We start from the raw sequence: 20937 nt of genomic DNA, 5'->3' as shown, positions 1-20937 counted from the left end.
TCAGGAAAGATCCTCCCCTAAAGCTCCGGGGGGATCCCGCTATTCAAGAATATCTTTTAGCATGGAATAATTGGCCTTTATACCGTGGTCGGGATCAAGAGTGATATTCTGATCTGCAAGCTGGTGAAGCCTTGCATTAAAGCCCTCCATTTCAAGCAGTGTCGTCTGTAAGCGGCTGATATCACGTCTGAAAGCAGCCTTTTCAGCTCCGGAGGCTTCCTTGTGAGCCTGAATAAGCTTATTCAGCTTTTCCTTCAGCTCAGCATGATATGGGAGAGCATAGCCATTTTCCAGAACGGACAGCAGCTGCGGTGTATACCTGTGAAAATAGATAAAGGCACTGAACGCCTTTTTTCTGCCGGAGGTTATCTGCCAGTATATGGGACGGTTTTTGTAGACCTTGCAGTGGTCGGCGAAAAAACCTTTTCTCAGGTAGTTGTGTATAGTATTGACCGGATCGTCGCCGCCGCCCAGTGCCGAGGCCATAAAGGAAAGGTTTTCGGCAAGTGTATCGCTGCCGTAAATCTTTTCAACAAAGTCGGTGACAGCTCTGGTCAGTCCGCTGTCAGGCGAGTTCACTGTCATTATATTGTCAGAGCAGGGGACTATAGTGGAATATGCGGAGGGGTCCCAGCTGCCGCCTGCGTAGCAGAGTCCGTCGCGGTCGGGTGAATACCGCCCGAATATACAGCCGACAGCATAGCTTATGAGACTGCGTATCTCACGGCTCAGGTCCGCAAGGCGCACAGTGACGTCCCTGTCCTCTACATCGGGAGTTATCTCCTCTTCCATACCGTACAGGTCTATATAAAAGCGGTTGAGCTTTTCTTCGTTTTCTTTGAGTTTGCGGAAGCGCTGCTGACACAGTTCCTCCCACTCCTTATATATTTCGGAAATCAGTCTTGACATTTCACTTCTCCCCATTGATTGATACTACAATTATAACACATTGGGCAGCGGTAGTCAATTGACATATTCTTCCGAAGGGGGTATAATTAGTTGAGAAAAAGTTGATTTTCATATAGTATAGTCTGTATGAAAGGAAGTGACGTAATGTACAGTATACTTGTAGCTGATGATGAAAAGGACGTAGTAAGCCTGCTGAAGGACTATTTTGAGCTCAACGGCTATTGCGTATATACAGCATATAACGGGAAGCAGGCCATAGAGGCCGCTTCGAGGAATCCCGATCTTATACTCCTTGATGTGAATATGCCTGAAGCTGACGGCTTTGAGGTATGCAGCAGAATAAGAGAGCACGTTAACTGTCCCATACTGTTCCTTACAGCCAGGATAACCGATGAGGACAAGGTAAGGGGCTTTGCCGCAGGCGGCGACGACTATATAATCAAGCCCTTTTCCTTTGACGAGATAGGTGCAAGGGTGGCCGCCCATATAAGACGGGATCACCGCAGCAATTCTGTCAGGAATGCACGTTTTTTCGGGAATGTGGTCATCGACTACACCGAGAGAACGGTCTGCGTCGGTGATGAACAGGTGGAGCTTGCAAACAAGGAGTTCCGCATAGTTGAACTGCTGTCCCTCAATGCAGGACAGGTCTTTGACAAGGAAAGGATATACGAGAAAATATGGGGCTACGACGCAGAGGGCGACAGCTCCGTCATTGCCGAACACATACGCAGGATAAGAGCGAAGCTTGGAAAGTACGGCGAGGACAGCCACATAGCTACCGTATGGGGAATGGGGTACAAATGGATAAAATAAAAGGACACAAGCTCACAGCTTCACTGGTTAAGTATCTGATACCTTGCTTTATGATCTGTGCAGCGGGCATATTTCTTATAATGGCGCTGTCAGATTACTTTCAGCGCTGGTATCTGAACAGCCGGTATCAGGTGTATGTTTCGGATATGGTCTCTGTGAATGAAATGGAGTTTTCACAGATAGTTTCTGAGAAAGGCATATTTGTCTGTAAAATGATGCGTCTTGCAAAGATCATGCTTATACCCGTCTGGTCGGTATTCTGCCTATGGGTAACGGTGAAGGTGTTCTACCGCAGGGAGCTGAAGGCTCCTATAGACGTATTGCAGAATGCCTCCGCGAGGATACTGAACGATGATCTTGATTTTAAAGTTGAGAGCAGCAGTACCAATGAACTGGGAGATCTCTGCTCCTCGTTTGAGGTAATGCGCCGTGACCTCTACAACAGCAATTATCAGCTATGGAAGGCTCTTGAGGAGCGGAAAAGGCTCAATTCCGCATTCTCTCATGACCTGCGTACACCTATTACTGTGCTGAAAGGGTATACGGAGCTGGTGGAGAAATTTGACGGAAAGTTGAGCCCCGAAAAGCACAGGGAGATACTGGATAAAATGTCGGGGCAGGTGGAAAGACTGGAACGCTATACAGAGAAAATGAGCGGAGTACACAAGCTGGAGGATATTATCCCCGAGGAAAAGGAGTTCTCCTTCGGCAGCCTCTGCGCCGAAACTGCCGAGAGCGGAAGGCTCATATGCGGAGATACCGATTTTGTGCAGAGGGTTCACGGAGACAGTGAGCAGCTCATCTGTACCGACAGGGAACTGGTAATGCAGGTATTTGAAAATCTTGTCTCAAATGCAGTGCGCTTTGCGGATAAGAAGGTCAGCTGTTGTATGTCTGTAAGCTCTGATGAACTGGATATAACTGTTGCCGATGACGGCAAGGGCTTCTCCGAGGAAGCTCTGCGAAAGGCCTTGCAGCCGTTCTACCGCGGCAGTGACGAGAATGAAAGGGAGCATTTCGGGCTGGGACTATATATATGCCGTCTTCTTTGCAGAAAATGCGGCGGAGATATCAGAATAGAAAACGATACAAATGGCGGAGGTAAAGTCACAGCAATTTTTTTCGTAAAATGTTCAGATCGTAGATAAAAAGTTGAAATTCATAGATTATTATAATGACATGGTAAGAGAATACATCTTCCATGTCATTATTTTTGGAGGCGATAAAATGGAGAAAAAGATCGAGATAAAAAAGGTAAACAAGTTTTACGGACGCAAGCAGGCTCTTTTCGATATCAACCTTACGATCGGACAGGGAATGTTCGGTTTGCTGGGAAGAAACGGAGCAGGCAAGACAACGCTGATGAAAACACTTGCTGCACTTCATACCAAGAAAAGCGGCGAGATAACCGTTTGCGGTGTTCCTATAGAGAAGGCAAGGGAGATAAGAGCAATGACCGGCTATCTTCCGCAGGAGTTTTCAATGTATCCTTCCATGAAGACAGATGAAGCTCTGGACTATCTGGGAGCTCTGTCGGGTATACCAAAGTCGGAAAGAGCAAAGAAGGTCACCTCGCTTCTGCGCCGTGTAAATCTTATAGAGCACAGGCACAAGAAGGTCAAGGAGCTTTCAGGCGGCATGAAGCGCCGCCTTGGCATCGCACAGGCTCTGATACACGATCCGCAGGTGCTTATAGTAGACGAGCCGACAGCAGGACTTGATCCAGAGGAGCGTATACGCTTCCGCAATCTCCTCTGTGAAGTGGCCGAGGAGAGGATAGTTATACTTTCAACACATATTGTCGGCGACATAGAGGCTACCTGCGAGCAGATAGCCATAATGGACGAGGGAAGGGTTCTCTGGCGCGGCACTGTGACGCAGCTCCTTGAAAACTCACGGGGACATATATATACAGCAAATGTAGAGAAGCGCTTCATGCCTCAGATAAAGAAGGAATATATAGTTACGGGTATGCTTGCTCAGAACGACTATACCACTGTAAGGATAGTTTCCGACAGCGAGCCCGATCTGCCAAACGCGGTGCTGGCGGAGCCCGATCTTGAGGCGGCGTATATGTACTGTCTCCACAGCAGCGGCTGTGACGTAAGGGGAGGTGAGGAATAATGCTGTTCGGAAAGGAATGCAGGAAGATTATCCGCTCGCTGACATATATCATATACTGCTTTATAGTTGTTCTGTTTTTTATAACTCAGTATTTTTCCGATTGTAATGAAAGAGAATATCCTCCCGTAAAAAATGGGGACTACGGATATAAGATTTCCGAAGATCACGACCTTATAATGGGATCGGCTGTTAATTCGCTGATTTCCGACTATCTGGGGAACAGTTATGTATGTTATCCCCTTGGTTTCTACAAAATGGTACACCTGAAAAAAAGTGACAGAACGACGCTCGAGGGTTATATTAAGGAGATAACCGGACTTGACAAAGACGGCCTTGAGGATGTGAAAAATAACAGTCAGAAGTATTATCTGTCGAGCGGATTGAGTGAAAATGTTGAGTATGATGTGCCTGAAATACCTGTTGCAACGACAATGACATATGATAGATTTACTGAGATAATGGGAGATATCGATGATATACTCGGCGGAGGCTCGGAATACGCAGTGGATAGGCTTGTGCATAACTTTTCACAGGTGCCTATGACATATGAGGATGCTCAGGCAGAATATGAGGAGCTTTTTGAAAAGGACAGGATATCAGGAAGCTATGCGCGACTTTTTTGTGACTATATAGGAATTGTCATCGGCATTATGCCTGTATTTGTTGCCGTTGCGCTCGTATCGGCAGACAGGCGCAGAAAGGTCAGCGAACTTGTATACACAAGGAAGATATCCTCGTTCAGGTTGGTTTTCACAAGATATGCCGCACTTGTGACAACAATGTTCATTCCTGTACTGCTTTCCATGACGGCGGCAGCTTTGCAGCTCATGAAGAATTACAGCGGAGAGAACTATAACCTGTCAGGGATGTTCACTCTGCCCGTATTCTGGCTGCTTCCCGAGCTTATGATAGTAACAGCGGCAGGCATGCTCATAACAGAGATGTTTTCGGGGGGAACGGCTATTATCGTGCAGTTTGCCTGGTGGTTCTATGATGTGCTAAGCAGCGGGATGGTACTTGAAGGACGTATAGGCAAATTCACTCTGGTATGCCGTCATAATACGCTTTATCAGAGAACGTCGTTCCTGCTTTCGAGAGATAATTTCGTATTCAACAGGCTGTTCTATCTGGCAGCTGCAATAGTTGCCGCAGTTCTGACAGTCCTTGTATATGAGCTGAAGAGGGGAGGAAAATTCAATGCTATCAGGCTGTTTGGCCAAGGTGGTCTGCTCAGACGCAAGGCATAACTTTCTGCTTCATTATCTGGCGGCTGTGGGACTTGCAATTATAACCGCCTTTATGTTCGGATTGTCGGAGCTTGACGAAAAACTTGCGGCGCAGCCTCTTGAGATAATGCTTCCCCTGATGGGGATAATACTGATGACGCCGGTATTCATGCCCGAACAGAATGAAAACATCAGAGATGTTGTACGCTCAAAAAAGACATCATATCTGGGAGTATGCTTTATAAGGCTTATATGTTCCGCTGTGATCCTTACAGCGATAACCGCTGTCTTCGTGGTTTATATGAGGTTTCAGGACTCGGCAGTAACAGCAAGGCTTTTCCGCGGATCCGTTGCGACCTCCCTTGCGCTCGGCTCAATTGGCTTTTTTGCATCGGCTGTCAGCGATAATACCATAGTCGGCTATATGACAGCTATAATGTACTACCTCTGCAATTTCGCCATGAAGGACAAGCTGGACAGATTCTACCTGTTCTCGATGATGTCGGGCAGCTTTGAGGAAAAGCGGTGGCTTCTCGGGATGGCGGCTGTACTTGTTGCAGCAGGCTTCTTCTGCCGCAGAGCCGTAAGAAAACAGTGATCGCATAAGATCAGAACGGCATTTCTGAAAAATATTTTTAAAAAGGGCTTGACAAATGCTTTTTTGTGTGATATAATCCAAAACATAAGCTATGAGGAAGACAAGCAGAGGATTGCCAATGTCTGCAGAGAGCCGACGGTAGGTGTGAGTCGGTGATAAGCAATGCTATGTATCCCTTCTGAGCCGAAGTGCTGAAAGCTGACAGTAAGCGCTTCCGTGATTCTGCGTCAATGAATAGGACTTGCTGGAGTCTGAAGTGGTGTTACGCAATAGCGGCACAATTTGAGTGGTACCGCGGGTGATCATGTAATGATACTCGTCTCAAAGAACGATTCTTTGAGACGAGTTTTTTGTTTTTCGCGGCAAAGGACAGCGGCAGTTTTTCCGCACCCGTTTCATATTCCGGTAATAAACATTTTTAAGGAGAGATTACTATGAGCGAAATGACAAATTTACAGAATGCAGAAGTAAAGATCAGAGAGGTCGCAGAGCGTATCTCGCATCTTCGCGAGGATCTCGGTATTTCTGTTGAGGAAATGGCTGCAAATACCGGATATTCGGTTGAGGACTACAAAAAATATGAATCCGGCGAAAAGGATTTCAGCTTTACATTTATCTACAAGTGCGCAAACACCTTTAATGTTGATATCACCGACCTTATGGAGGGCAGCAGCCCGGAGCTCAGCGGATATACTATCACCCGCAAGGGCGAGGGAGTTCCTATTGCCCGCAGAAAGGGGTTTGCATATAACCGACTTGCTTCCAAATTCAAGAATAAGATCGTGGAGCCCTTCCATGTTGTTATCCCTTATTCCGAGGAAGCGCTTTCGCAGCCTCTGCATATGGCAAGCCATGCAGGCCAGGAAATGGATATCGTTATCAAGGGAACAGTGCGTATGACCGTCGGCTCTCATACAGAGATACTCCATGAGGGCGACTGTATCTACTATGACAGCTCAATGCCTCATGACGAGGTTGCTCTCGGCGGCGAGGACTGCGAGATATATGCCTTTGTTATGGCTCCCCGCGGAACTACCGGAATGACCGAATTCCGCGAGCATATCGCAGAGCATTACCTGACAAATGTCGACAAGGCAGGTCTGCTTCATCCTGTCTCGGAGAAATTCGTTCGTTGCGAGACCAATGAGGAGGGTATCCTCAGCAAGGTGGATTTTGTAAATCAGGACAGGTTCAATTTCGCATATGATATCGTTGACGCAATGGCAGAGAAATGTCCCGATAAGACGGCAATGATCTACGTTGACGTAAACAAGAACGAGCGCCGCTTCACATTCAGGGATATCAAGAAGTATTCCTGCCAGACGGCCAACTATTTCAAGTCTCTTGGCATCAGGAAGGGCGATCGCGTCATGCTGATACTCAAGCGCCACTATCAGTTCTGGTTCTCTATAATCGCACTTCACCGTATCGGTGCTCTGGCAATACCTGCGTCCAATATGCTGAAGGAGCATGATCTGGAGTACCGCTTCAACTCCGCCAATGTATCCGCTATCGTTTGTACTGCTGACGGCGACGTCGCAGATGAGGTGGATAAGGCTGCCGCAGTTTCACCTTCGCTCAGAACAAAGATAATGGTGAACGGTCAGCGTGAGGGCTGGCATGATTTCAATGAGGAGCTCACTGCATACAGTACTCATTTTGAGCGTACTGCCGAGACTCCCTGCGGCACCGATCCAATGCTGATCTTCTTCAGCTCGGGCACATCGGGCAATCCCAAGCTGGTTCTCCACAGCTATCAGTACCCCCTGGGACATTATGTAACCGCACGTTACTGGCAGAACGCCGATCCCAACGGTCTGCACTTCACTATTTCCGATACAGGCTGGGGCAAGGCGCTCTGGGGCAAGCTCTACGGCCAGTGGATGTGCGAGGCGGCTGTGTTCGTATATGACTTCGACCGTTTCCACGCAGATGATATCCTCCCCATGTTCAGAAAGTACAATATCACTTCATTCTGTGCTCCTCCCACCATGTACCGCTTCTTCATCAAGGAAGATCTTTCAAAGTACGACCTTTCATCGCTTAAATACGCTTGTATCGCAGGTGAAGCTCTCAATCCCGAGGTTTTCCACCAGTTCTACCGCGCTACAGGTATCAAGCTCATGGAGGGCTTCGGTCAGACCGAGACCACACTCTCTATTGCAAATGTTGTGGGTATGGAGCCCAAGCCGGGCAGTATGGGCAAGCCCAATCCGCAGTATGACGTTCAGGTGCTTCTTCCCGACGGTACTCCCGCAAGCGTGGGCGAAACCGGAGAGATATGTATAAAGCTCAGAGACAGCAAAGCTAACGGCTACGGCGTTCCCGGACTGGCTCTGTGTTATTTCGGCGATGAAGAGAATACATCCGAGACATGGCGGGACGGCTTCTATCACACAGGCGATACCGCATGGGTGGACGAGGACGGCTATTTCTGGTATGTCGGCCGTGTCGATGACGTTATCAAGTCATCAGGCTACCGTATCGGACCTTTTGAGATCGAAAGTGTTCTCATGGAGCTTCCCTATGTACTTGAATGTGCTGTAACAGGCGTTCCCGATGAGATAAGAGGACAGGTAGTAAAGGCTACTATCGTTCTTACAAAGGATAAGAGCGGCTCTGATGAGCTCGTAAAGGAGATAAAGGACTATGTCAAGGAGCGTACCGCGCCTTACAAGTATCCGAGAGTGGTGGAGTTCGTTTCCGAGCTGCCTAAGACCGTAGGAAGCGGAAAGATCCGCCGTGCAGCTATCCGTGAGATGGACAGGGCAAAGTATCAGAAATAAAAAAATATCCGCACAGCAGTTTATGCTGTGCGGATAATTATTTATGATTCTTCTTTTTCCTCGGGGATCTCTTCTTCACCGGAAATGAGATCCTTTTCGTACTGAGCCATAGCCTTGTCCTTTTCGCCTACATAAAGAACGATGTCTTTTTCGATCTTGCCGTTCTTTACAGTGAACATAGCCATATCAGATCTGAATACCTTATCGAATAAACCGGGCTCCTCAGCCGCCAGTTCTTCTCCGAGCTCAGACCAGACTGAGATTCCGCAGTAGGGATCAGCGTCGTCATACTTATTGGCTGTGATTAAGTAATCTCCGTCCTTGAGAGCGAACTTCTCCCCGGACTTTATGCCTGAAAGCACCATATTGTCCATTTTGTCGGCATTTAAGATGCTGAATGTAGTGTCGCCTGTGTAGGGCTGCTTATCAGGCCATGTCATAACGCTGAAGGAAAGGTCCTTCTCTCCCTCAACAGGGCTGAAATAGAAATTTATATCAGTTGAAAAATTGCGTACATACGGGAAGTATGCCCAGTCTTCGGTCCTTACGGCAGTATAGCCTTCAGGGACCTTGTCCACATGGATGTCATATGCATATTGACCTGTGCGGTAGAGATCATCAAATACCTTTGTAGTGCCGTCGGAAGTCCAGCTTACAGTTTTTGCGTAGCTGTCGGAAGCTTCAACAAGGGAAAGCTCAACGCCTTCCAGAGGCAGACCTGTAGAACTGTCAAAGCAATTCACATTGATAGAGTTGGACATACCATCTACAGGACCGAGATCGATGAACAGGTCTCTGTCGGGCTTGCCGTTTACAACAGAGAAATCAATGCCCTGCGAGCAGTCCTTGATATCGGCGTCGGGATAGTATCCCTTTATCATTTCGGCGAAATCGCCGCTCTGATCGATGAATGCAACAGACTCGCCGAAGAGATTGAAATCAGCGTGATAATCGCCGTCGGGCAAAGCCATTTCGCCCCAGTAATTTCTCTGATAGTAATAATTTCCTTCGGTGTCAGTAACATTGAAATTGCCGTAGCCTACATACTCTTTACCCTGGCACCAGTCCATCTGAGTGATCTTTACATTGTTGACAGCGTTGTCAGCGCAAACTCTGATGACAATATCTTTTTCTTCTGTGCCAGCGGGAACAGTTAATGTAACTACATGATCCCACTTTTTGTAGCTTTCGCTGTAGCCCTCCGGGAGTCCCTCTACAGTGATGAAATACTGATAATCCTTATCATCGGGAAGTCCGTAATAATTGATATCCTCGCCGTATGTGGAGATCTTGTCTCCGATAGGATACAGGATATTGCCGTTCATCTCGTTGAGGCTGATTTCTGCGTTCTCAAGGGTCTCGCCTGTCATCATATCAACAACCTTGACGCCGAGCTTTGTTCCTGCCGGTTTTTTAGCCCCTACCAGCTGTTTTCTGAGGTATACCATGTCGAAGGCGTCGATAACTCCGTCAGCAAGAAGATCGGCGTTCTTAACGTTGCCGAGCTCATCTATCTGTCCGAGCAGATAGCGCTTGAGCTGTACAGCATCGGAAATACCTACACTTCCGTCGAAGTTTACGTCACCGAATAGTGTGAGCACCTGTCCGTTCTCGACTATGTAATCTTCAGCCGAAGCAGATGGGATATTCATAGCCAATGGTGCCGCAGCCATTACTGCTGCTGTGAGAAATGCTTTGATCCGGTTCTTTGTGTTCATAGTGTTTTTTCCTCCTGTCATATATTAGGAGCCCCCAAGCTCCTTACATTACAGTCTAACACATTGAACAGAATTTGTCAAGAAATTTTGTAAAAAATGTCTCTTAAATACATTATTATATCAAAAAGATGTTAAATTATCAGATTCGATCATGAATCGTTGTACACGGTTATCGTTAAAGCACGGACCGTGATGCAAAAAGACCTGCTAACGGTATCGGGCAGGTCTTTTATATATAGGTTCATGATCAAAAACATCACTGAAGTGGTGATTTTGATTTATATTGCAGAAATCGGCTGATGCTTGCCGAAACAATAATCGGAAGCTCCGGAAAGCAGTTTTCCTGTAAAACAATCCGCATCTACATGAATATGATAGAATTCATCATCGTTCTGATAGATAAGGAAGACACAGTTATCAATGCTCAGCTTTTCCTTGTCGATCTTTGGAAGGATCACACGGCTTTCCATACCCTCTGCACGTATCCTGTCAAGAATGCAGTTGAATATTCTATAATCTTCACCCACGTCGTTCAGAAGCTCTATAACGTCATTCTCTCCCATTATATCCCTTATCCTTTTAATTAGATTTTCATCATCATATAAGGAAGAGACTGATATTCTTATTCCGAATGCTGTATTTGATTCGCTGAAGGTTTTCCTGACATCGGCAAACTGCCCGGCAGTTTCAAGGACGCTTATATCTTCATCTACCGCAAAATAAATGCGCATGGTACCAAGTTCAAGAATCTTCCTGTACAGGTCCGCGTTCTCTTCCGGCGGGCTTACGGTCATAATTGCGGGAACAGCACCGTTTTCCTTTATTTTCCCTAACATCTCCGTCAGCTCTTTACAATTATCAAGATCTCTCACGCAAAGGCAGACCATGGTATTCTTATCTGCTTCATGTATCTTCATTATCGCTTCAAGAGTTTCAGTGTCGATCATATCGTCAGGGTCTTTATCGATATCCACATAATACTTGCGGTATCTTATCTTTTTCAGATGTTTGTCAAGAAGATACGGTATCTCGGGATCATCGCTGATCTTTTTTATAAGGTATGGTATCATTTTTTTATAGAATACGCACATTTCGGTTTCTTCTTCTCCATTTGCCCCGGAGCAGTAGTCTGCCGAATAGCATACTCCGCCGCACAGGCCGCGCCAGATACAGTTCCTGCACCGCTTGAGCTCATTCATTGAACGGCTCATCGAGCCGGCTCTTGCAGGACTGTTCAATACCTGTTCCATTATGTCTCCGTTATATACTGAGCCTATCCGGAACTCCTCATGGCCTATGAAATTATCGCAGCCGTAAATATCTCCGTCAACGGTGAAGCTTAGTATATTGATGGCTGAACCGCACGGACCTCTCATACACATATAATCTCTTTCATTTGAATAGATTATGTGAATGAGATACGTCAGCGTTCTGTCATAAATGCGCTCATCACCGGAATGTGAGGAATTATGCTCAATTATCCTGTCAAGAAGGATCTTGTAGGCATCAAAGAGAACGTCTCCCGTTAGCCATATCCCGTCCTCATTCTTACCCCTTCCGTTAGGCTGTACAGGAGACAAGCAGAAGGTCTCGATATGATTGCTGACAAAGAAGTCAAATAATTCTCCTATATGAGCCGCATTGAACCTGTTCAGCACACAGATGACGTCAAAATGTATATCATATTTTCTAAGTGTTTCTATGCCCTTTATCACAAGATCAAATGAGCTTTCTCCGTTAGGGAACCTGCGGGTGATATCATGCATATTCTTCGGACCGTCGAAGCTTATACCCGTTGATATATTGTTATCCTTAAGGAATTTTGCTATCTCGTCGGTTATCAGCGTGGCGTTGGTCTGGACTGTCAAAGACGCCTTATCGCGGAAAGGTTCAAGGTATCCGGTGATCTCGCGCATAAGTTCAAAATTCAGCAGCGGCTCCCCGCCGTGGAAGGCTATGCTTGAGTTAAGCCCGTCCTCGGAATGCATATCAAGGAATTTTTTTACGGTCAGAAGTCCTGTTTCCCTGCTCATCATTCTGTTATGCCTGCCGCCTGCGTCGATATAGCAGTAAGAACACCTGAGATTGCATGCTTCGGTCAGCTTCAGTATACAGAGAGTAGGCGCAAATTTCCTGCATTTTTCAAATTCGGCTGCCTCCTTTGTCTCGGCAGAACGCTCCTCGCTTGCTTTCAGCATATGCAGCAGCCCGGCTATCTCATAAGGAGCAATTCCGGGAAACTTATCGTAAACATCGCTGATGTCGGAAGCCTGTGAAATATATTCTATTATGCTGCGGCATTCTTTATTGACACAAAGCCACGCACCCGTTTCCGGATCAAGAACTATAAGGTCATCTCCTACGGGAACGAATTCTCTTTTGATTGATTCTGTAAGCATTTCATTACTCCGATACTTGAAAATTCAAATAATCGTACGCACTTGCATACAAGAGCGTACGATTATCCGTTAATAACTACTATTCCTTGATACCTAAAAGGTCTTTTACATATAAAGCGTTCTCCACCGGAACTATGAGGTAATTCTCCTTAACAGTGACCTCTAAAGCAGCAAGCTTTACTACCTGAGCTTTGGTCAGCTTTTTCTTGATACCTATAACAGATTTGCCCTTTAGTTTTTTTACGATCTCATCAGACAGCTCATATCCTCCGCTTGTCTTATCGGGAAGAGGAACATCCATATGCGGAGCGTCCTGATGCCGGTCGGTATAAACATCATGATGTGGATGATCCGAATGAGAATCAGCAACTACTGATAATCTACTACCTAACGAGCCTTTTCTGCCGGGGCCACTCACCCTTATCGACGGATTCCTTTTAGCTGTGCCTACCGTACGTTTTCCCGATGCCTTTGCGGATGAAATTGCTTTTTTAAGTTCTTCCGAAGTTTTCTGGGCAGTTTCTGCGGTGATCTTCTTATCTTTTTCGTCCATTGTGATACCTCCTGAATGATAATTGATTTAAAATGTGTATTGATACGAATAAGCAAAGCTTATAAAACAAATATAACAAAATTTATATTCTTTGTCAAGCATTTGTGTAAAAAATGCGGCAGAAAATCAAAAAATATTTTGATGCCGATGAAAATATAAAACCATAAAAAATGAAATTACCCTTGAATTTTATTCAAGCTTATTGTATAATGTAGTTATATGAATAAAGCATAGGCAAGGCCGAAAGCATATCCGTTACAGCCTTCTCAAACAATAATGATATTTCCGCTATTTTATATGAAAGAATGTGATACCATGCCGAACGTAACTATTATCGAACCTGAAGAAATGATCGGATGCTTCAAAGAATCGCTGGCAGAAAACGATAATCTGTGCTTATACATTGATTTGCCGTTCTGCAGATCAAACTGCCTTTACTGCATATATCACTCTCTTCCTTACAAGGAACTTCTTGAACACAGAGAAGAATATGCAAACGCCGTATTCGAGCAACTGGATTTGTTTAAAGAAATAATGCAGATGAAGCCGTTAAAATCAGTCTATTTCGGCGGAGGTACGCCAAGTCTCTGGACGGAACAGGAATTGTCGGAAATTATCAGCAGGATACCTGGCTATGATTCGATAGAGTCGGTAAAATCAGAAATGCATCCTTATGATCTTGATGACCGGCGCATAGAATTCTACGCTGAAAATCTTCATCTGAAAATAGCAAGTCTCGGCGTGCAGAGTCTTGACGCCGACGCATGCAAGGGACAGAGACGGCTGTATGTTTCACCGGACAAGCTGAAGCATATAGTAGATGAATTTCATAAATACGGCATATATGTCAATATAGACCTTGTGGCGCTTTTCAACGGCGATACGGAAAAGGAATGGCATATCTTCGAGAATGACATACATACCGTTACAGAATATATAAAGCCTGACGTAATCACTTCCGTACCGAATTACCGTACAAAACTGGATTATATTTCTCAGCTGCCGCGATTAAGGATTATTCTTGCATCCGTATGCAGCGATATATATGTTCCGAGCCATCCAAAGATACTTTCACTGGATGAAGAAGATATAAAACAGTACGGTAAAAACGATCACTGGATCGGTACGAAGGAATTTTTTGATTTTATAAGAAAAAACTTCAGGTACTGCTGTAGTCCGCCCGCTAAAGGGAATTTAAATGATCAGGCGACAATAGCTATAGGCGGTGCCGGCGAGCATTATGTGTACAGCTATACAAAAGATGGCAGGACATTCTATTCCGCATACGATTTTGATGAAAAAGCATTTGTATATTATCGCTGTGACGATTAACATTAGTTTCTTTTCATCATAACAAAAGAGTTTTTGAGTCAATCCCAAATTCTGTAATTCTTATGAATTTATAATCCATTCATTTGTCTCCTGTTAATTAAAACTTTGCATAGGAGTAAAAAGATAGTGTGATTTCTTCCAACGGCGTTAATTCAAAGGACAGCTACACTGATTCAAAGGTAACTATCTATGACGAAAACTGAAATATTGACACTGATGTGATGACGGTATCTTCTGTTTTATGAGCGTTTATAAATTCAAGTGTGTCCATATCATTTATCTCCATTTCAGAAAATATCAGTATTCTATCTTAATAATATTATCATACCATAATACTTCCGTTTCATCAAGACAAACAGCTCTAAAAAACCAGCTCCGTAATGGAGCTGGCCTTTTTTGTTATACTGCCTTTCGTCGTGTGCATTTCGTGTGCATAACACCTGTTTCTGCTTCATACACGACTGCAAAAATACAAAGCAACTGTTCTGGTGCATACCTATTATTATGAATAACGCACTAAGCAAATCTCCTCTATCTTATTACATTATATATTTCTCATGTTCTTATTGTTTTCACATAACATCAACCCAATAAAAAAACAGTCGGAATGATAATCGTAGTATACTCACATACATCTGAGGCTGTACATGACTATTATACACCATTCTGTCTGTTTTTAATAGTGTCGGGCAGATATTGCGGGGCGTTGTCCCCACACCCCTGCCAAAGAGGCAGAGCCCTCATTATCTTCGGGGAAATCTTTTTATTATACACCGTAACCGTAAGAAAGTGGGTTTACATGGCCGCTCAGATGTTATATAATATATAAAATGGGATACTGTATTATAATTATCAAAGGAGGAACAGATATGAGCAGGATAAGAACAGTCAGGACTGTGCTTGCTGGCCTTCTCGCAGGAGCTTCGGCCTTTTCCGCATCCCTTACCCTGCCGGGCGGCACGTCAGGACAGGAAACGGCGGCGGCGGGGTACTACTGCCACGACACCTTTGAGAGCGGCACTGACGATTGGGAGGGGAGAGGCGGCGCCTCAGTATCATCGGGCGGCACGGCCTATGCGGGCAGCAGTGCGCTGAGAGTCACGGACAGAGGAAGTTCGTGGCACGGCGCACAGAAGAAGCTGGACTCTGCTGTTTTCACATCAGGCGGTGAATACAGCTTCAGCGCTGCGGTCTCCGGTACGGGTAAGATGATGCTCTCACTTGAATACAAGGACACCTCCGGAAATACGAAATACGGCCACATCGCGGAGGGCGATTCAACGGAGGACTACATACAGCTTGCCAACTCCTCCTTCCGGCTGCCGGAGGGCTCGGACTATGTCCTCTATGTGGAGACGGAATCCGGCACCTCCGCTTTCAGCATCGACGAGGTCATAATAGCCGAGGCCGGAACGCAGATCGACGGCCTCAGCCCCGTGAAGATAATCCCCGGGGATATCGACTTTGACGAGGAGGTAACAGCCTTCGATGTTGTGCTGGCAAGAAAGGGCGTTATTGGCGGTCTTACCGGAAACGCCCTCAGGGCGGGAGACGTGAACGGGGACGACGAGATGACGGTCGCCGACCTTGTGCAGATAAGCGGCTTCGTCCTCGGTCAGGTGCAGGAGTTCAAGCAGGTTGAGAAGCCCACCTCTCCACCTGTGAGCGCTGAGGGCTATATGGACAGCATACGCGACCGGATAACGGCCAATGTGCCCGCTGAGGTGCTGAAAGATCAGGGAGGAAATGTAGTGCATATAACCTACTATTCGACTAAGGCAGGCCGGGACAAGGGGGCTAACGTATGGCTGCCGCCGGGATATGACGAGAACAAGAAATACCCCGTATTCTACGTGAACCACGGCTACGGCGGCGACGAGAGAACCATGATGAACGGCATGGGCGTGCTTGAGATAGCCACTAACCTTATCAACAGCGGGGAGGCCGTACCCATGATAATCGTCTTCACGGATCAGTACACCGATCCGAACCACCCCAAGCAGACAGGCAACGGTCAGGCTGACGTTCCCGGCTATGACAACTTCGTTGAGGATCTGCCGGACAGCCTAATGCCCTATATCGAATCCCACTTCCCAGTAAAGACCGGCCGCGAGAACACCGCCGTTGCAGGCTTCTCCATGGGCGGCAGGGAATCCCTCTATATCGGCATTAAGTGCTGTGACAAGGTGGGCTATATCGGCGGCGGCGCACCTGCACCGGGCATTTTCCCCACCAAGGATCAGTTCATGGATCATCCGGGCGTTATGAGCAAGGACGATATGCGTATAGATCCGCCCTATTCACCCTATCTGCTTCTCATAGCAGGCGGAACGAACGACGGCATGGTAAACGATTTCCCGAAGCAGTACAGCGACCTCTTCACCCAGCACGGCACGGATAATATCTATCTCTCAGTACCGGGCGGCGGCCACGACAGCAGCACCGTCATACCGATGATGTATAACTTCATCAGGTTCATATTCAAGGCGGGATAAGGGCATAACTTGACAATTCCTGTCAGCTGTGGTATAAAGTTTTTAGCTTATATTGCGGGAGGACAGAAAAATAGCAGCAGCAGTATATTTAGTTAATATATATATAGAAAAAGATTTTCTGCGCCCTCTCTGAAATTTCATACGTTAAAGCAGCGCATTTCGCGGGATAGGTCTGTCCTGTGAGATGCGCATTTTGTCATGCAGAAAAAGGGAGGTTTTTCAATGAAAGGTATTTTAAAGAAGACAGCGGCAGTGTTACTTGCTTTTGCGCTGGTAGGCGGTGCGGTTCCTGTGAAACCCGGTGAATCAGATCTGATCATGAGCGCACAGGCTGCAAGTTATTATAACAAAGGTTCAGAAACGATCACAATGCCGCATAGTACGTTTTCCTATGATGAAGATGGTATGGTATCAGAGGAATACTACCCGGATTGGCAACAATTTGGAGAGTATTTTGTCTTAGAAGTTGATTATACGAGGGACGGTTGTTTTTTCTTGAATAATTATAATGATAAAATGACTGCTACCATCTCTGCCTTAGATGATAAAATAATAGACCATATCGATGTTATACGCTACAATTATAATAGTGTACCTACTATATCAAAGGGAACACTGTCTGAAATAAATGGTAATGTTTTTACATTCACAGACATAAATGACAGTTCTGTGACGCTGACAGGCTGCACCGGTGATACGTACTTCTCTGCCAGTGCGGTGACGATCTACTATAAAGAGTTGGTAAAGCTCCCTGAATTCACCACCAACTCCATGACGCTCGGCGGCGCTATCAGCCTTAACTTCTATGCTGATCTTTCCGGCGTTCCCGCAGATAAACTCAACAAGTCATACGTTGAGTTTGAGGTCAACGGCAAGAAGCAGAAGGCAAAGTTCAATTCAAAGAAGACCAACAAAGCCGGCGATTATGGCTTCAACTGTGCCCTCAATTCCATATCCATGGCCGATGATGTAAAGGCCACCCTCCACTACTACGACAATAACGGCAGCGAGCAGACCATAACCACCACATCCAACTGCGAGACCTATCTTAAAAAGTTCGACGAGAGCGATGAAGAACCGCTCTGGAACCTCATCATGGGCATCAACGATTACGGCTACTATATGCAGCAGTATCTCAGCAGCCACAGCGCCAACAATTGACTCTCGACGTTGACCACAAGGCCATGGAGAAGAGCTTCAAGATGGTAGCAAGATATTTGATCAATAAGACCGCATACATCAGCGAACTCGAAGATATGAAAGTTCAGAAGGTATGGGAGACTAACCCCGACATCGAAAAGGTGAACTATTCCCTCGTCCTCGATTCTAACACCGCTATCAACTTCAAGTTCACGAAGAAAGATGGTTACAACGGAAAATTTGAGGTGAAGCTGGACGGCAAGAAGGTAACTCCAAAGAGTATCGGCAACAACAGATATCAGGTGACGGCAAGCGGCATCTCCGCACATCTCCTCGATAAACCCCATACCATAACTGTAACGACAGATCACGGCACCTCCACCTATACCGCATCCGTGCTCTCCTATGTTTATGATTGTCTCGTTGATCCCTTAGACAGAACGGAGACCTGTGCAATGGGAGCACTTTACGAATACTACAAGGCAACACTGGCCTACAAGAACGCACAGTGACATGAAAGAGCCGCCCTCAGGGGCGGCTTAGCTTTTGTCTTGACTAATATAGTTAATTATGCTACAATTAAGGAGTCACAACACTGGCTGTACCGAAAGCAACAGTCATAAGTGACTATTGGCACAAATAATGACAAACAAAGCTTTTCTTACAGGAGGAACCTTATTATGATTTCAAAAAGAATACTCTCAACCATGCTTAGTGCGCTTGTTATTACTTGCTCTGTTTCTAACTTTAATTCTTATGAAAGAACTGAAACTTTGGCGGCTGAAGCTGAAGATACATCAGTGAACACAGGAACTTGCGGCGATAGTGCGACGTATTCCCTTGACGATGCAGGAAATCTGACTATCAGCGGAAATGGTGCTATATCCGATTATGCGGATGGAAAGAACCCTTTTGCCAATATTGCTCCGATTAAAAAAGTCATAATTGAGGAAGGAATAACTCATATAGGTAATTATGCTTTTTCATCGTGCCATGACATTCAGTCAATAGAATTGCCTGAATCACTTACCGGTATAGGCGAGTATGTATTTGAAAACTGTACTTCACTTACAAGCATCATCATTCCTGATTCGGTAACAAGTATCGGACAGTATGCTTTCAGCGGTACAGCTGTCAAGTCAGTAGTTATTCCGGAATCAGTAGTAACACTGGATACAAACAGTTTGTTTATGGGGTGTAAGAAACTTGAATCTGTGGATCTTCCACAGTCTTTAACAGTGATATACAGCAATGCTTTCAAAGATTGTGTAAAACTTAAGGAAGTTGATATTCCTGATTCAGTAACTGCGATACAGAATGATGCATTTTCGGGTACAACGTTTACTTCGCTGTTTATCCCTTCGGGAGTTACCATGATAAACGGAAATGCTCTCAGGGACAGCAAAATAGACACTATTTACGGTTTTAAGGATTCAGCTGCGGAGACTTTCGCAAAGAAGAATGGGCTGGATTTCATTGAAAGTGAAGAAAGAGCTTGGAAAAGAACTGACAGTCTGCCTGTTGCAGGTGTTTATAAGCTTGAATGCGATGTAGACGTTAAAAGCTATATAACCATAAGCGGAAAACTTGATCTTGACCTGAACGGCCATACAGTAAAGATCCCTGAGATAATATGCAACAGCACAAGCAATGTTATAATCAGGGACAGTGATCAGCAGAAAAAAGGTAAGATCATTTGCACAGCAGACAGCAACCTTATAACATCATATAATAAACTGACCATCTATGGCGGCAACTTTTATGGCTATGATAAGAAGACGGTCTGCGCAACAGTAAGGATCAATGATGGTAGTTTTGATTATTACGGCGGCGAGATCATCGGATACTACAGTCATGCTCTTTCTGTAAGGACCAAAGACGGCATAATAAACATCATGGGCGGAGTATTGAAGGCTTCCTCTGCTGAAAACGGAAAAACCAACGTATATTCAGTATGGCTTGCTGATACATTTGCCGGTACTCTCAATATAACAGACGGAGAGATGCACTCAGACATTGGAGCAGCTGTCAGCGGTTCTCCTTCGGACTGCATAGTGAATATATCAGGCGGTAAGATAATAAGTGAAAAAGACTATGGTTTAAAGTGCTTGAAAAATGGTACGGTAAATCTAAGCGGCAATATCTGCATTAAGGGCGATAAAGGCGGTATTTACGTACCAAAAGGGAAGCCGGTAAATATTACCGGCGCCATAACAGGTGCTGATGTAAGTGTTTATGCCGAAGCATCGGGTCTGCTTACGAATGGTCTCGGCGAGTACATAAGCGCTTCAACATTGAAACGATATCTGCATTATATAAAATCAAACGGCACCATTTCAGTAAATAATGACGGAGAACTGATAATAGATGTTCCTGCTGTTACATCAACAACATCAGTATCAGGTTCAGTGACTTCAACAACTACTACATCAACCACGACCACTACTTCGACCTCGACCACCACAGCACCGGTAAAACCAGTGACCTACACCCTCGGAGATGTAAACAAAGACGGAGAAATAAATGCAGTAGATGCCTCATCAGTACTTTCATATTATGCAATGACTTCAACAAATCAGGACGGCGGATATGACGAAGATCAGAAGACAGCAGCAGATGTAAACCATGACGGTGATATAAACGCTGTTGACGCTTCCAATATTCTTTCATACTACGCATATGTATCGACTACAAAAGAAACTCCGATGTCAATGGAAGAATTCATAAAAAAGAATTAAGAAATTTCCTAATATGATGACCGCCCTTCACGGGCGGTTTTCTTATATCATTTTGAAGGAGGTGATCCTATGATCATAGGCTGGTCAAGGGATTTCTTGATGA

The 20937-nt window shown here is 45.4% G+C and carries 15 protein-coding genes and 1 other annotated feature; of the genes, 11 read left to right on the top strand and 4 right to left on the bottom strand.

The features are described 5' to 3' along the window. Nucleotides 1-39 precede the first annotated feature (39 nt). The gene (locus tag Q0Y65_RS02300; RefSeq protein ID WP_297956370.1) at nucleotides 40-909 is read right to left on the bottom strand and encodes a hypothetical protein; all 870 of its coding nucleotides are present in this window, start codon (nucleotides 907-909) and stop codon (nucleotides 40-42) included. Between the two features lie 144 nt (nucleotides 910-1053). Here Q0Y65_RS02300 and Q0Y65_RS02295 point away from each other — a divergent pair, with 144 nt between their 5' ends. The 6 genes from Q0Y65_RS02295 to Q0Y65_RS02270 all read left to right on the top strand — a co-directional run bounded on the left by Q0Y65_RS02295 (nucleotide 1054) and on the right by Q0Y65_RS02270 (nucleotide 8459). Beyond that, nucleotides 1054-1725 carry a response regulator transcription factor gene (locus tag Q0Y65_RS02295; protein WP_297956367.1) on the top strand — a complete coding sequence of 224 codons (672 nt, stop codon included), beginning with the start codon at nucleotides 1054-1056 and terminating at the stop codon, nucleotides 1723-1725. Beyond that, the gene (locus tag Q0Y65_RS02290; RefSeq protein WP_297956364.1) at nucleotides 1713-2873 is read left to right on the top strand and encodes a HAMP domain-containing sensor histidine kinase; all 1161 of its coding nucleotides are present in this window, start codon (nucleotides 1713-1715) and stop codon (nucleotides 2871-2873) included. Before Q0Y65_RS02295 ends, Q0Y65_RS02290 begins: the two co-directional genes overlap by 13 nt. Before the next feature lie 79 nt (nucleotides 2874-2952). After that, a complete protein-coding gene (locus Q0Y65_RS02285; protein WP_297956362.1) occupies nucleotides 2953-3849 on the top strand; it encodes an ABC transporter ATP-binding protein in 897 nt (298 codons plus the stop codon). Further along, nucleotides 3849-5096, top strand: a complete 1248-nt coding sequence (locus Q0Y65_RS02280) for an ABC transporter permease (RefSeq protein ID WP_297956359.1) — start codon at nucleotides 3849-3851, stop codon at nucleotides 5094-5096. The genes Q0Y65_RS02285 and Q0Y65_RS02280 overlap by 1 nt, the downstream gene beginning before the upstream one ends. Then, entirely contained in the window at nucleotides 5047-5673 is a 627-nt protein-coding gene (locus Q0Y65_RS02275; protein WP_297956356.1) for a hypothetical protein, read from the top strand. Before Q0Y65_RS02280 ends, Q0Y65_RS02275 begins: the two co-directional genes overlap by 50 nt. A gap of 82 nt (nucleotides 5674-5755) precedes the next feature. Next, nucleotides 5756-6000: a binding site (T-box leader), on the top strand. 107 nt (nucleotides 6001-6107) lie between these two features. Next, nucleotides 6108-8459: an AMP-binding protein gene (locus Q0Y65_RS02270; RefSeq protein WP_297956353.1), complete on the top strand. Its 2352-nt coding sequence runs from the start codon at nucleotides 6108-6110 to the stop codon at nucleotides 8457-8459. A 41-nt stretch (nucleotides 8460-8500) separates the two neighbouring features. On the opposite strand, the gene Q0Y65_RS02265 is transcribed toward Q0Y65_RS02270, so the two are convergent. The 3 genes from Q0Y65_RS02265 to Q0Y65_RS02255 all read right to left on the bottom strand — a co-directional run bounded on the left by Q0Y65_RS02265 (nucleotide 8501) and on the right by Q0Y65_RS02255 (nucleotide 13129). Continuing rightward, a complete protein-coding gene (locus tag Q0Y65_RS02265) occupies nucleotides 8501-10177 on the bottom strand; it encodes a dockerin type I repeat-containing protein (protein ID WP_297956351.1) in 1677 nt (558 codons plus the stop codon). A 278-nt stretch (nucleotides 10178-10455) separates the two neighbouring features. Beyond that, on the bottom strand, nucleotides 10456-12576 hold the full coding sequence (locus Q0Y65_RS02260) for a radical SAM/SPASM domain-containing protein (RefSeq protein ID WP_297956347.1): 2121 nt from the start codon (nucleotides 12574-12576) through the stop codon (nucleotides 10456-10458). Between the two features lie 79 nt (nucleotides 12577-12655). Then, nucleotides 12656-13129: a hypothetical protein gene (locus Q0Y65_RS02255; RefSeq protein ID WP_297956344.1), complete on the bottom strand. Its 474-nt coding sequence runs from the start codon at nucleotides 13127-13129 to the stop codon at nucleotides 12656-12658. Between the two features lie 276 nt (nucleotides 13130-13405). On the opposite strand from Q0Y65_RS02255, the gene Q0Y65_RS02250 reads away from it, so the two are divergent. From Q0Y65_RS02250 to Q0Y65_RS02230, 5 genes are all read left to right on the top strand, one after another. Then, a complete protein-coding gene (locus Q0Y65_RS02250) occupies nucleotides 13406-14461 on the top strand; it encodes a radical SAM protein (RefSeq protein ID WP_363293496.1) in 1056 nt (351 codons plus the stop codon). An 869-nt stretch (nucleotides 14462-15330) separates the two neighbouring features. Continuing rightward, the gene (locus Q0Y65_RS02245; RefSeq protein WP_297956342.1) at nucleotides 15331-16956 is read left to right on the top strand and encodes an alpha/beta hydrolase-fold protein; all 1626 of its coding nucleotides are present in this window, start codon (nucleotides 15331-15333) and stop codon (nucleotides 16954-16956) included. Between the two features lie 495 nt (nucleotides 16957-17451). Then, nucleotides 17452-18117 (top strand): hypothetical protein, encoded by a 666-nt coding sequence (locus Q0Y65_RS02240; protein WP_297956339.1) that lies wholly within the window; start codon nucleotides 17452-17454, stop codon nucleotides 18115-18117. Next, a complete protein-coding gene (locus Q0Y65_RS02235) occupies nucleotides 18114-18608 on the top strand; it encodes a hypothetical protein (RefSeq protein ID WP_297956336.1) in 495 nt (164 codons plus the stop codon). The genes Q0Y65_RS02240 and Q0Y65_RS02235 overlap by 4 nt, the downstream gene beginning before the upstream one ends. A gap of 168 nt (nucleotides 18609-18776) precedes the next feature. Further along, nucleotides 18777-20834, top strand: a complete 2058-nt coding sequence (locus Q0Y65_RS02230) for a leucine-rich repeat protein (RefSeq protein WP_297956333.1) — start codon at nucleotides 18777-18779, stop codon at nucleotides 20832-20834. Nucleotides 20835-20937: the final 103 nt, after the last annotated feature.

Source organism: uncultured Ruminococcus sp. (assembly GCF_947301925.1).
GTDB lineage: Bacteria > Bacillota > Clostridia > Oscillospirales > Ruminococcaceae > Ruminococcus.
The sequence above is the reverse complement of the archived record's forward strand: the minus strand, read 5'-3'. Positions and strand labels throughout refer to the sequence as shown.